Raw genomic sequence first — 12213 nt, 5'->3', positions numbered from 1 at the left:
GCTCATATTTTTACCTTTTACTTATGGGTTTTTTCGAGCGATTGCAGTGTTTGCTCTTTGTTTTCCCATAAGCGATTTAACTCGCTTTGAAAGCGAACTCTAAATTCAGAATCACCTGTGTAGTCACCAATAAGCTCTTCGCTTACCGGCCTTACTTCCACGTGTACGTTGATATTTTTTACCTTACCACCAGCAAAATCCATAAAAGTAGGAATACCATCTGGGTACTGAATGGTAACGTTAACCACTTTAGTAATTTGCTCGCCCATTGCTTGCATTACAAAAGCAATACCGCCCGCTTTTGGTTTTAATAAATGTGGGAACGGGCTATTTTGGCGCTCATGTTTTTGCGTAGTAAAACGAGTGCCTTCTACAAAGTTAACCACACTTACTGGCATCTCTTTAAATTTTTCGCAGGCTTTACGTGTGGTTTCTAAATCTTTGCCACGCAGCTTTGGATTCTTTTTTAATTGGCTTTTACTCGTGCGAGTCATAAACGGAAAATCAAGCGCCCACCAACATAAACCTAAAATAGGCACGTAAATAAGCTCTTTTTTCAAAAAGAAGTTTAAAAATGGAATTTTACGATTAAACACGCGCTGTAATACTAAAATATCGACCCAGCTTTGGTGATTTGCAATTACTAGGTACCAATCTTTTAGTTTAAGGTCTTCAAGGCCAGTTACATTAAGTTTAGTTGGCGTGAATAACGCTTGATTTAAGCTATTAAAGGTAACCCAAATAGTTGCAAATTGCTTAGCTGCCCAGCTCATAAGCTTTTGTAGAGGCTTAATAGGGATAAGCTTTATAAGCCCACAAACAAAAATAGGCACAAACCAAAAAAGTGTGTTTATTGTGTAAAAAATAATACTAAATACACTGCGAATAACTGACATTACTTCCATTCCTTTAAACATTGCGCAGCCACTAATACTGCGCTTTCAGTTGCTTACAAATTAATCTTCAAAATAGGTATAGCCTTCAAGGCCTGCATTAAGCTCAGCTAAATAACCTTCTTTACACTGCGTCGATACATCAAGTTTATTAACTTGGTACGCAAAGTTGTCAGCTAAAATGGCGCTATCATAGTCAACAAACTTTAATACATCCTTAACGCTATCACCTTTTATAGCATTGGTTAACACGTAGCCATCGTCGTTAAGCTCTACGTGCACCGAATCAGTGTCACCAAATAGGTTATGTAAATCACCTAAAATCTCTTGATACGCGCCTACCATAAACATAGCAATGTGGTATTGCTCGCCATGCTTATATTCTGGTATTGGTAGGCTGGTTTCGATACCAGCGCCTTCAACGTATTCACGAATCTGCCCGTCAGAATCGCAGGTAATATCTTGAATAATCGCGCGCTGAGTCAGTGGCTGAGTTAAGTTTTCGATTGGCATAACAGGAAACAACTGCTGAATACCCCATACATCAGGCAACGACTGAAATAATGAAAAGTTAACAAAGAGTTTATCAGCAAGCTTTTCGTTTAAATCGTCGAGTACTTCACGGTGCGCGCGCGCATTATTACTAAGCGATGCACGTACACGATGTAAAATAGTAAAGTAAAGCTGCTCTATTTTCGCCCACTCTAGCATGCTTACTAAGCCATGCACGTACTGATCGTGCGCTTCGCTAAATAAGTGCATAGCGTCGTGATAAATCTCTAATGCCATACGCGGGTTTAAACGCTGTAAACACTGCCACATTTCATCAAGCACTAATGCGCTATTTTCAAGCGGTGGCTCTGGATTTAAATGATTAGGCGCTTTTTCTACGTCAATTACATCGGTAATTAATACCGCATGGTGAGCAGTTAAAGCACGCCCCGACTCGGTGATAATGGCCGGATGCGTAAGATTATGCTGATCGCACACGTCTGCAAATGCATTCACTACGTTACGCGCATACTCTTCTACGGTGTAATTCATTGAACATGCACTACGCGAGCCAGAGCCCTCGTAATCAACACCTAAGCCGCCGCCCACATCAACGGTATTTAACGGTACGTTTAATTGTGTAAGCTCAGCAAAGTGGCGTGCACATTCACGTAAAGCACGGTGAATATCACGAATATTGGCAATTTGAGAACCAATATGAAAATGCACCATTTGCATTAAGTGCAGCTTATTATGCTTTTTAAGCACTTCAACAGCACTTAGTACTTGGCCTGCTGTTAAACCAAACTTGCCTTTTTCGCCGCCCGTGTTTTGCCACTTGCCTTTGCCTACTGAGTTTAGGCGAATGCGAATACCAATAGCCGGTTCAATGCCTAGGTTGTCTATTTCTTCAAGTAGTGTGGTTAGTTCTGAAAGCTTTTCTACCACAATTTTTACGCTGTGGCCCATTGCTTGACCAATACACGCTAGGCGTAAAAACTCACTGTCTTTATAGCCGTTACACACTATTGTGATTGGCTCTTTTGCTACACCCAAAATAGCCATAAGTTCTGGCTTTGAGCCTGCTTCTAAGCCAACAAGCCCGCTTGGATGCGCTAATAGCTTACTTACTACAGAACGTTGCTGATTTACTTTAATTGGGTAAACACAGGTGTATTTTCCGTTATATTCACGATTTGCTCGCGCTTGCGTAAACGCGTTAGTAAGTGTGTCTACACGATTTTTTAAAATATCAGTAAAGCGCACTAAAACCGGCAACGTTAAACCTTGTTGCTTAAACTGCTCAGTTAATTGCGTTAAAGAAATGGCCGGTTTTGTTTGGTCGCCATCTGGGTAAGCCACCAGTTCGCCTTGTGCGTTAATATCAAAATAACCATCACTCCAATGAGCAACGTTATAAGTGGCGCGTGCTGTTTCTAAACCCCAGGTCATGGCAACTCTTCTTTAGTCAATTAGGTATAAAGGCGCATTTTAATACGTCACTATCCACTAGGCTAACAAAAATTGAACTTTCACTCACTCCTAACTAACTTTATTCGTCAAATCAGTTAAAATGTCATTGAGCAAAACGCCAAGCACTGGCAGAATTGCCCCTTTTTCATACTCAACCTAAAAAGTGTAATAGTAACTATGGCAAATTTAGATCAAAGTAAGTGGTTTACTGAAATTAGCGACCGCGATGGCAGCGCATTTTCATTACGTATTAATAAAAAGTTAGATGAAAAACAGTCTCCTTTTCAAAAGGTAGAAATGTTTGAAACCACAGACTTTGGTAATTTAATGATCATCGACGGGTGTACTATGGTAACAACCCGCGAAAACTTCTTTTATCATGAGATGATCAGCCACCCTGCACTTTTAGCGCATCCAAACCCTAAAAACGTCGTTATTATTGGCGGCGGCGACTGCGGTACTTTACGCGAAGTATTAAAACACCCAGACGTAGAAACTGTAACGCAAATAGATATCGACGAAGTAGTAACGCAAATGTCGTTAAAATACTTCCCAGAGCTTTGTGAATCTAATAACGACGCCCGTGCAACTGTTATGTTTGACGACGGTATTAAATACATGCGCGAAGCCGCTGGCGAATCTATCGACGTAGTGATTGTTGATGGCACAGATCCGGTAGGTCCAGGTGAGGGTTTATTTAACCATGCGTTTTACACAAGCTGTTTAGATGCACTGCGCCCAGGTGGTATTTTAGTACAACAAAGTGAATCACCACTTATGCACATGCCACTATTAGTTGAAATGCGCGAAGCAATGTTAAGCGTAGGCTTTAACGATTTACAAACATTACCATTTCCACAACCAATTTACCCAAGCGGTTTATGGTCAGTAACACTTGCGCGTAAATCACAAGCATTTGACGGTTTTAGAGAAGACGCTGCTGCAAATATTGCACAGCACAGCGAGTACTATAACAACGGTATTCACCATGGTGCACTCGCTACACCTAACTACATGAAACGCGCATTCGATAAAAAATAATACCAATCTGCTTATATATAGGGTCTATTTAACGTTAAGAAAATTACGCTAGAACTAGGCAAAAATTTTTGTATCTAGTTGTTCTAAATAAAAAATTTTTAACGACGTTATAGTGCAATTTAATTCGTTAAATTGATCAAAGATTTATGCAGGTTGGTATAATCTATACCAATTTTATTAAACTAAAAAGGGAGCATTTAAATGCTCCCTTTTTTATACTTTTAAAAACGCCATTGCGCATTTAGCATTATTTGCTGCTGCGAGATTCGTTCATTAAATCCAATTGGCTCTCTATTTTTTGCAACACTTTTAAGTGCAGAACCTTCAACCCCTATTTGTAGTTTATTAGTGAGCTGGTAGCGCCATGTTGCGGTTAAGCCTTCCCCATTACTTGCATTAGGGTCAAACGCGGTTGTGTCGTTGTCAGTAACTTTAAAATAATCATAACGTACTGAAACTCGATGTTTGCCTTCTTTATGGCTCAGCATTAAATAATGGCTATAAAAAGCATTATCAATTAATGCGTTACTGCCCATTTCAGTTTTACCATTAAGTACCTGTGCTATTAAACGTGTTTTACTATTAAACTTATAAAGCCAAGCAGCGCTTGTAAAGCGAGTATCCCAAGCATACTGCCCTGTACTAATATTGAGTGTGGTTGGGTCACCGTTATTGTTGTAATAATAAATTCGAAATTGTGATTTTTTTAAGTAATCCCAATGTACGCCAGCGTAATAGCCAAAACGCCCGTCTACCTCTTCAAACGGTAAAACCTGATTAGCCTGCCAGCGTAATTCGTATTCGTTTAATGCCGCTACAGGCGCAAATTGCACGCTTTCGTTAAACGTTGTTTGTCTATCGTGTAATGCAAAACCACGCCACGCAAGTAAAGTACCGGCAGGATCATTGCCTTTAAATGTCGCACCTACAAAGCTAAAGCTATGTCTGCTGTTAAAACGTTTTGCTGGGCGCTTAATAGTTACCTCTGCGCCAACAGTGCGTACTTCCTCGCCTATCCAGCTATTAATAGCTGAGTTTGTATAGTTATAAGGAGAAGTCCACCCTATATCAGGATTTTCAAGCGACATAAGTGGGTAAAAGCCCCCCACGCGCATGTGCCATTTATAGTTGCTGTTAGATAGCGGCTGATACTTTATATAAGCCTGTGTAAAACCAAGGCCAACATCAGGATCTTGATTCGCATTTAACACCCCATGAGCCGACCAACTAGATGCTAAATCAACATTAAAATCTAAAATACCTTGGGATAAAATAAGTTCGTCGCTTTTAGTATCGTGCCGATATAGCCCAAGGCCGCCCTCTTGGAAGCTACGTATATCGTCTCCCTGCACGGCTCTAATTTGTATCAAGCCTTTTACTTGTGCATACAATGCATTACTAAAACATAAAGCACCGGCTAAAAATGCCAGCCTTATTAAGCGATTAATAGTCATCAAATTCATCCGTAGCAAAGTCAATTTGCTCCGCAATTTCCTGCTTTACTTTATAAGTGATCGGGTTAGTAGCCACAGTAATAGTTTGAGATTCAACCTTACTAATATCACTAAATCCAGAATGCCAAACACTTAACGTGTATTCGCCTGCATTGGCATTTAAATCAACATTCCCGTTTTCATCAGTGATTGCAAAAATAGTACTATCTACCACCACAATATAACCTAACATCCAATCATGAATATTACAGCCAAGCTCAACAACACCCGTTTGATCAAAAGTAATGGGCGCTTTTGGGTGCTCCTTATATAGCTTTAATTCGAACGTTTTGGCTTTAGAAAATGAATAAACATGATGCATGATTGAGTCCGCATTCGGAAACTCTACCTTTGCATTTTGCGGGACAACTAAAATACGCGGCTTAAATTCTCGATTTTGCTGGGTCATCGCATAAGGTGCTTCTGGAGGAATAACGCTAGAGGGGTCTCCTGCAGTTAGCCATACAACAGCATTAGGTAATGGGTCATTATTAGCATTTTTAATTGTAATATTTGCTGCAAAAACTCCAGTACTAACACTTAGTAAAAATACACAAAGTAAGCTTTTTATCATTTTCTTGTCGCTATTATCAATTTGTTTACATTATAGACCGATTAAGCCACCAAATTCTTTCTATTTTTTAAAACATTGAATACGTATGTAAGCAGTCGTATTAATCATCAACAGTCATTATCCTTAGATGTCACCACCGACTCATCTAAGGACACACCATGAGAATACCAGCACTTGTGCTTTTAGCCTTTGCTAGTAATAGCTACGGACAAACCGTAGAGCTAAAATCGCCAGACACACAAATAACAGTAAGCATCTCTGACGAAAACAACACGCCAAGCTACGCAATAAAATTTAAAAACAAAGCGGTTATAAACAAATCTTTACTGGGGTTTGAATTTAAAACACAAGCAGCTTTTAGCGACGGCTTTAAAATTAAAAGCATTGAACAACAAAGCGTTAACTCGCAGTGGCAACAACCTTGGGGCGAACGTCAAAACGTTGTTGACGAATATAACGAAGTAGCCGTTACCTTTACAAAAAACGAGCCAAATAAAGGTACTTACACTATTCGATTTAAAGCATTTGATAGTGGTGTAGGTTTTAGGTACGAAGTACCACAACAAGCCGGGTTCGAACATACAGAAATAACCAAAGAGTTAACTGAATTTGCAATAAACAATAGCCATGATGCAACAGCATGGTGGATACCTGCTCGTGGCTGGAACCGCTACGAATATGTTTACAACACTACTCCACTTAACGAAGCTCCACTAGCTCACACACCATTTACGTTTAAAACAAGTGACGGTACTCATATTAGTATTCATGAAGCCGCACTTGTTGATTACGCAGGCATGGTACTTAATCAACGCCGCTCTGGTACGTTCACTGCCGATTTGACGCCGTGGTCAGATGGTGTTGCCGTTAAAAAACAAGGTGCTTTTAAAACGCCATGGCGCACCATTCAAATAGCCGACAGCGCTGTTGGCTTAGTTAATTCAGATATAATACTAAACCTAAACGAGCCTAATAAACTCGGTGACGTGTCGTGGGTTAAGCCTGGTAAATATGTCGGTATTTGGTGGGGTATGCATATAAATACACAAACTTGGGGTAGCGGTAAAAAACACGGCGCCACTACGCAAACCACAAAATACTATATGGATTTTGCAGCGCAGTATGGTTTTGATGGCGTACTCGTTGAAGGCTGGAATATTGGTTGGGATGGCGATTGGTATTTTAATGGCGATGTATTTAACTTTACCAAACCGTACGACGACTTTGATATAGCAGCGCTTGCTCAATACGGCAAAGAAAAAGGCGTACAGCTCATTGGCCACCATGAAACATCAGGCAATGTAAGCAACTACCGTGACCAAATGGAAGATGCTTTTGCCCTTTACGAAAAATCAAACGTAAGCCAAGTAAAAACAGGTTATGTAGCCGATGGCGGAAATATAAAACGTATAGACAAAAACGGTATTGCTCGCCACGAATGGCATGACGGCCAGTTTATGGTTAACGAATACCTTTATAACGTAAAACTTGCAGCTAAACATAAAATTAGCATTAATACTCACGAGCCAATTAAAGATACAGGCTTGCGCCGTACTTATCCAAACTGGATTGCGCGCGAAGGTGCACGCGGACAAGAATATAATGCATGGGGTTCACCACCTAATCCACCAGAGCATGTACCAATGCTTGCTTTTACCCGCATGCTTGCAGGACCAATGGACTTTACGCCAGGTATTTTTGATATGAGCTTTAATGGTTTAGGAGGCGATACAAACCGCCCACAAACTACACTTGCCAAACAACTCGCACTTTATGTTGTTTTGTATAGCCCAATTCAAATGGCTGCCGACTTACCTAAAAACTATTTGGCTAAGCCCGATGCGTTTCAATTCATCCAAGACGTACCAACAGATTGGCAGCAAAGTATTGCTATTGATGGTGAAGTGGGCGACTTTATTGTATTCGCTCGTAAAGAACGTAAAAGCACTAAATACTCAGGAAATGATTGGTACTTAGGTGCTGTTACTGACGAAAAAGCCAGAACAATTAAGGTGAAACTCGACTTTTTAGAGCAAGGCAAAAAGTTTGAAGCACAAATTTATAAAGATGGTAAAAGCGCAGAGTGGAAAAACAATCCGTACGATCTAGCTATCGAAAAACGTGTTGTAACTGCAAGCGATAAACTAACGCTTAAATTAGCCACTAGTGGCGGTACAGCTATTCGTTTTAAAGCACTTTAATATAATAAAGCCCCTGCATTTACTATGCCGGGGTTGATACCTTTATTGGCAAATATACTTGTGCACTTAAACCGCCTTCTGGGCGGTTTTCTAGTTTTACTTTACCGTCGTGCATATCAACAATGCGTTTAATAATAGCAAGGCCTAGGCCACTGCCTTCACTTCCTCGTGCAGCATCGCCTTGTTTAAAAGGCTCAAAAACAGACTCTAATTCGTTTTCAGGAATGCCGGGGCCACTATCGTTTACAGCGATAACTACATATTTTTTGTTTGAATTAAAGTAGCTAAGTACTTCAATATCGCCCTCAGAATAACGCAGCGCATTACCAATCATGTTGGTAATTACACGTTTAATAGCCACAGAGCTTAACGGTATATTGCCTATATTTGGATTACTTTTAAACGTAATAGTACGTTGATGCTGAAGCTCAGAATTGACAACCTCGGCAACTAAAGCATTTATATCTTCGCAACTTAGTTCTTCACGTTTATGGTGGCGTAGATACTCAATAAACTGATCAATAATCCCGTTCATGTCTTCTATATCGTAAATAATACCTTCACGGAGATAGTCATCTTCATCAACCATCATTTCGGTGGCTAAACGGATACGCGTAAGCGGCGTACGTAAATCATGAGATACACCGGCCATTAGTAAACGGCGGTCGTTTTCAAGTGCAGCAATTCCGCGCGACATTTGGTTAAACGCGCGCGTTACTTCTATTACTTCTGTTGAGCCTTGTTCTTCTAACTTGGTAGAAAAGTCGCCTTTACCCACTTTCACTGCAGCTTGTTGCAGTGCTTTTAATGGTCTATTAAGGTGCCTTGCAAACAACCACCCACCCAGCACACTTAAAAAGCCAATACTTGATAAGTAAAAAGTTAAAAACTCTAAGTTGTTCTCTTTAAAGCCTTTAAGCGGTACTTTGACCCAATAACCTGGCGCTTGCGGTGCTTCAACCCAATAAATCAACGGATCAGTTTGGCTAATACGTACACGAGAATAACCACCAAGTTGCTCAGTCATGCTACGCGATAGCATAGAATATTCGCGGCTTTGCCCAAGCCCTTGGCGCATTGCTTCGCGCTGCGTCATGACTTCAATGCCGGTAATTTCAAAAAACTTTGCAGATACTTCGTCGTTTATTTCAACGCCATCTTCCCAGTCAATAAATACTGTTTTAATTTGCTTAGCAAGCATCAAGTTAACTTGCTCAATGGTTGGTTTTACAACATAAAAACTAACCGTAACATAAGACACTATTTGATTTATGAGCAGCAGAGCCGCCACTAAAAAAACAGTTTGTCCAAAAGCACTGCGCGGAAACATGCCCATAAATATTACTTTTCACCGTCGGGAACAAACACATACCCCAAACCCCAAACGGTTTGAATATATCGCGGATTGGCAGCATCTACTTCAATCATGCGGCGAAGTCTCGACACTTGCACATCAATGCTTCGCTCAAGCGCACTGTAATCGCGGCCACGCGCTAAGTTCATTAGCTTATCGCGGCTAAGTGGCTCACGTGGATGCGAAACAAGCGCTTTAAGCACTGCAAACTCACCACTGGTAAGCGATATTGTTTTATCCCCTTCACTCATTTCGCGCGTTGCTAAATTAAGCGTAAATTTACCAAAAGCGATTAAGTTTTCTTCAGCAGCAGGTGCGCCTGGCACTTCTTTTGCGCGGCGACGTAAAATGGCTTTTATGCGAGCAAGTAGCTCTCGTGGATTAAATGGTTTTGGAATGTAATCGTCAGCGCCAAGTTCAAGGCCAATAATGCGATCTACTTCGTCGCCCTTTGCAGTAAGCATAACAATAGGAATTTCATTTTCTTTTTGGCGTAGACGGCGGCAAATAGATAAGCCATCCTCGCCTGGGAGCATTAAATCGAGAACCATTAAGTGAAAGTTTTCTCGCTCTAGGAGTCTATCCATTTGCTCCGAGTTTCCTGCGGTTCTAACAATAAAGCCTTGCTCTACTAAATAACGTTCAAGCAAACTGCGTAAGCGCATATCGTCATCAACAACTAATACTTTTGTGGTTTCGTGTCCCATAATCTCTTTCTTATTTTTATATCCAATTACTAGTTAATATAAATGAAAAACTTAATAATCAAAAACTAATTACTTGCTTAGATTGTTACTGAACATTTCAAAGCTTACTTACTCGTACTTTATTACATTTTACGCTCGACAAGTTTTGGCAAATTTAATAACGTGCACACCATTAGAGCTAATAAAGAATTCACCATGAAAACAAATTTAGTTACCCGCGAAGGTTACTTACAATTACAACAAGAACACGACCAACTATGGAACGTTAAACGCCCAGAAGTAACAAAAATAGTAAGCTGGGCAGCCAGCCTCGGAGATCGCTCTGAGAACGCAGACTAACTTTTATAACCCCATAAAACATACTATGAATACAAAGTTCACATTAAAAACAACAACTTATAAATAGTACAAGTACTATTTTAATGTACTCTTCAACTTAGTAAAGATGGAACATTAAACTCAATTGTTGCACCTGATATCCAGGAGTCCAAAACCTCCTCATTTGTTAAATGAAACCAGTTAAAGCAATCTTCATTAAATTCCCTACAAAAAAAAGCCTCCATTTCTGATACTCTAATATTTTCAGGCAATCTACGAGTGTAAACAGCAGAGTAATTCTTTCTTTTTATTAAGTCTAAATACTCTTCTATTCTCTTTGTTAAAAGTTTATCAGATATGTAACTGGGGATATTTCTGTTATATAAATATGCACTTAAATTTCTTGCTTCTTTGTATACAACATAGCTAATAATCGGTAATGAATAATTTTTGGCAAGGTACTGTAAAAGATTCCCAAAACGGAGTGATTTTTGCACTGTAACTTTAAAGTCACAACAAGCGTCTTCTATAATCAACAGGATGTTGTATATCCTATTTTTTTCCAATAATTCTTGAATCTCCTCTACATCATTCTTACTAACTTTGCGAGCGCAAATATCATCATATAACCTCTTAGTTAATTCGCTAACTGAGCTATATTCCTCAGAGTAGCGTAAGTACAATCCAAAGGAGTTGATGAATGAAGTCGAATAAGTTGGCAATTCAGATAAAATATTATCTTTGCGAATAAATAGATGCAAACAAGCGCCTAGAAAAGATCTTATAGATTCACGACCTTGAGCTTGAGCCTCCCTAAAGTCATGCTCAGTGATGCGGACTAAAAAACCTTTGGAAATTAAGCTTTTCATCATTCTTTTTTCTGCTTCTTCGCAACCGAGAGTTTCTGAATGAGCATCGTAATGATGCTTAATCGGCGCCTTATTGCCATCATTAAACCGTGTAAGTAGAAGAAATAAATATAGTTTTTCGATATATGTTAAACAAGAAATTGCACTTTCAGACTTTAGCCTCTGCTCAATATACTCACCTAACTTTTCTATTGTTAATTTTCCATCTTTTAAATAGCACTCAACAAGGCAACTTTTACACACATATCGCTCAGACTCAAACTGCTCAATGCACTCTTTACGAGTAGAAAATAGTTTTTTTTTATTGCAGCTATCGCAGTTAAATGCTGAATGAACATTGGTACAGCTACTTTTACTTTTTATTATTGACAAAGGCTTATCTAGTTTGCTTTTAAATTCTTTAAATACATTTTGAGCATTATTTGCAAATTTAATATTCTCACCTTTCTCTAATTCCCAAAATTGATTTATTAGTTCAACTTCAGCTTCACTAACCGCTTGTTCATAACAAATATAAGCGTAATTTTTCATTTTTTTCCAGACAAAGAAAGCCTAAAGAATTGGCTTCAATTAGTTTATTAGTAATTTATTACTATTCTAAATGTAAAACACCTAAATTCAAACAAAGTTAACAATATACATTTTTACTTTCATTTTTATAAACTAAGACTGTAAGCGTCTAGCGAACCACACCTAGCATCGATGTTCTGATTATCTAAAAATACCTGCTCAATGATAAATTCGGAGCAGGTGATGAAAACTTACAGAACAAGCGCACAGTGGCAGCAGCTTTTGCTG

At 39.3% G+C, this 12213-nt stretch carries 9 protein-coding genes and 1 pseudogene; 3 read left to right on the top strand and 7 right to left on the bottom strand.

What is annotated here, in order from left to right:
- Positions 1 to 17: 17 nt before the first annotated feature.
- Entirely contained in the window at positions 18 to 896 is an 879-nt protein-coding gene (locus QL995_RS20235) for an acyltransferase (RefSeq protein WP_024594279.1), read from the bottom strand.
- A gap of 60 nt (positions 897 to 956) precedes the next feature.
- Positions 957 to 2837: a biosynthetic arginine decarboxylase gene (speA, locus tag QL995_RS20230; RefSeq protein WP_290294946.1), complete on the bottom strand. Its 1881-nt coding sequence runs from the start codon at positions 2835 to 2837 to the stop codon at positions 957 to 959.
- 198 nt (positions 2838 to 3035) lie between these two features.
- Between speA and speE the strand changes: the two genes are divergently transcribed.
- Positions 3036 to 3899, top strand: coding sequence for a polyamine aminopropyltransferase (gene speE / locus QL995_RS20225; RefSeq protein WP_290294945.1), 864 nt, complete (start codon positions 3036 to 3038; stop codon positions 3897 to 3899).
- 221 nt (positions 3900 to 4120) lie between these two features.
- On the opposite strand, the gene QL995_RS20220 is transcribed toward speE, so the two are convergent.
- Together QL995_RS20220 and QL995_RS20215 are read right to left on the bottom strand one after the other, a co-directional pair.
- Positions 4121 to 5353: a hypothetical protein gene (locus QL995_RS20220; RefSeq protein ID WP_290294944.1), complete on the bottom strand. Its 1233-nt coding sequence runs from the start codon at positions 5351 to 5353 to the stop codon at positions 4121 to 4123.
- Positions 5343 to 5966, bottom strand: coding sequence for a plastocyanin (locus tag QL995_RS20215; protein WP_024591381.1), 624 nt, complete (start codon positions 5964 to 5966; stop codon positions 5343 to 5345). The genes QL995_RS20220 and QL995_RS20215 overlap by 11 nt, the downstream gene beginning before the upstream one ends.
- Positions 5967 to 6124: 158 nt before the next feature.
- Here QL995_RS20215 and QL995_RS20210 point away from each other — a divergent pair, with 158 nt between their 5' ends.
- On the top strand, positions 6125 to 8167 hold the full coding sequence (locus QL995_RS20210; protein WP_290294943.1) for a glycoside hydrolase family 97 protein: 2043 nt from the start codon (positions 6125 to 6127) through the stop codon (positions 8165 to 8167).
- A gap of 22 nt (positions 8168 to 8189) precedes the next feature.
- Here the strand turns inward: QL995_RS20210 and envZ are convergent, their stop codons facing one another.
- A complete protein-coding gene (envZ, locus tag QL995_RS20205; RefSeq protein WP_024607434.1) occupies positions 8190 to 9503 on the bottom strand; it encodes a two-component system sensor histidine kinase EnvZ in 1314 nt (437 codons plus the stop codon).
- Positions 9504 to 9508: 5 nt separating this feature from the next.
- Positions 9509 to 10228, bottom strand: a complete 720-nt coding sequence (gene ompR, locus QL995_RS20200) for a two-component system response regulator OmpR (RefSeq protein ID WP_002959552.1) — start codon at positions 10226 to 10228, stop codon at positions 9509 to 9511.
- A gap of 195 nt (positions 10229 to 10423) precedes the next feature.
- Between ompR and QL995_RS20195 the strand changes: the two are divergent.
- A pseudogene (locus tag QL995_RS20195) lies at positions 10424 to 10564 on the top strand (transcription elongation factor GreB); the annotation flags it as partial.
- 95 nt (positions 10565 to 10659) lie between these two features.
- Here QL995_RS20195 and QL995_RS20190 read toward each other — a convergent pair.
- Complete coding sequence (locus tag QL995_RS20190; protein ID WP_039490525.1) at positions 10660 to 11946, bottom strand: hypothetical protein; 1287 nt, start codon at positions 11944 to 11946, stop codon at positions 10660 to 10662.
- Positions 11947 to 12213: the final 267 nt, after the last annotated feature.

Origin of the sequence: Pseudoalteromonas sp. APC 3358, from assembly GCF_030408075.1 — a bacterium.
GTDB classification, from domain to species: domain Bacteria; phylum Pseudomonadota; class Gammaproteobacteria; order Enterobacterales; family Alteromonadaceae; genus Pseudoalteromonas; species Pseudoalteromonas arctica.
Note: the sequence above shows the minus strand (reverse complement) of the source record. Positions and strands in the feature narration are given on the sequence as shown.

Coding starts and splice junctions, on each gene's coding strand:
- QL995_RS20210 (WP_290294943.1), top strand. CDS start 6,125: ATGAGAATACCAGCACTTGTGCTTTTAGCCTTTGCTAGTAATAGCTAC.
- QL995_RS20190 (WP_039490525.1), bottom strand. CDS start 11,946: ATGAAAAATTACGCTTATATTTGTTATGAACAAGCGGTTAGTGAAGCT.
- ompR (WP_002959552.1), bottom strand. CDS start 10,228: ATGGGACACGAAACCACAAAAGTATTAGTTGTTGATGACGATATGCGC.
- envZ (WP_024607434.1), bottom strand. CDS start 9,503: ATGGGCATGTTTCCGCGCAGTGCTTTTGGACAAACTGTTTTTTTAGTG.
- QL995_RS20235 (WP_024594279.1), bottom strand. CDS start 896: ATGTCAGTTATTCGCAGTGTATTTAGTATTATTTTTTACACAATAAAC.
- speE (WP_290294945.1), top strand. CDS start 3,036: ATGGCAAATTTAGATCAAAGTAAGTGGTTTACTGAAATTAGCGACCGC.
- speA (WP_290294946.1), bottom strand. CDS start 2,837: ATGACCTGGGGTTTAGAAACAGCACGCGCCACTTATAACGTTGCTCAT.
- QL995_RS20215 (WP_024591381.1), bottom strand. CDS start 5,966: ATGATAAAAAGCTTACTTTGTGTATTTTTACTAAGTGTTAGTACTGGA.
- QL995_RS20220 (WP_290294944.1), bottom strand. CDS start 5,353: ATGACTATTAATCGCTTAATAAGGCTGGCATTTTTAGCCGGTGCTTTA.